This window comes from Actinotignum sp. usb-actsch-rep-73 (assembly GCF_059082735.1).
Genome location: NZ_JBHNPV010000035.1, coordinates 1 through 944 on the forward strand (window position 1 = coordinate 1; position 944 = coordinate 944).

Here is a 944-nt window from a genome sequence, read left to right on the forward strand (position 1 = left end):
CGATTCAGGATTCCTTGGCAAGCTCGCGGGCTCAAAAAGAATCTCGGGTGCGGATCGGCCTGCAAAATCTGCGACAAGGTAGATGCGGCGGCGTCGTTGGGCGAGGCCGAAATGTTGCGCATCGAGTACACGCCATGCCAGTGAGAATCCCTCACCCATGACACATCCCGCGTACGGCCATCCACCCTCAGGGACAGGCATATCAGGCGTGCTCGGGTCGACGATGCGCGTGAGCGTGGTAAGGACGGTGGCGAAATCGGATCCTTTGTGTGAGGAGAACGCGCCAGGGACATTCTCCCAGATCGCGTAGCGTGGAAACATTCCATGGGTTGCTTTCCTCATCTGGTCAATAATTCGTACAGCATGAAAGAACAGACCCGAGCGTTCACCCGCCAGGCCTGCTTGTTTACCTGCAACGGATAGGTCTTGGCAGGGAGAACCAAACGTGATCACATCCACCGCATCAACATCAGCCCCGTTGACCGTGGTCACATCACCCACATGAGTGAGCTGCGGCAGACGGCGGGTCGTAACGAGAATCGGGAATGGCTCGATTTCACTCGCCCACACAGGACGAATACCCGCCTGAATACCTGCGAGAGGGAAACCACCCGAGCCATCAAACAAGGAACCCAACGTCAACTCACTCACGGTTCACCCCCCTCAACATCGCGCACCAAATCCAAATACGCGTATTCCTTGCCGCCTCGCAGGCAAGTAATCCCGGCAGCGTCCCCTGTATGTTCGGCATAACGGCGCAAAATAACGCTCGCGTATTTCTCATCAAGCTCCATGCAATAGCAGATGCGGTCGGTTGCCTCAGCTGCCATGAGTGTGGAGCCTGAGCCTGCGAAGGTGTCGAGCACGATCGCGTTGGCCTGGGTGGAGTTCCCGATCGGATACGCCAACAAATCCAGCGGCTTGCTGGTCGGGTGGTCAGCATT

Annotated in this window: 2 protein-coding genes; both read right to left on the minus strand. The window is 57.2% G+C overall.

Annotation, left to right across the window (positions count from 1 at the left end; genetic code table 11):
- The coding region (locus AC5RE1_RS02270; RefSeq protein WP_493938263.1) for a DNA cytosine methyltransferase at positions 1 to 651 on the minus strand (651 nt) is incomplete at its 3' end.
- On the minus strand, positions 648 to 944 hold a 297-nt coding region (locus AC5RE1_RS02275; RefSeq protein ID WP_493938264.1), incomplete at its 5' end, for a DNA methyltransferase. The genes AC5RE1_RS02270 and AC5RE1_RS02275, both read right to left, overlap by 4 nt.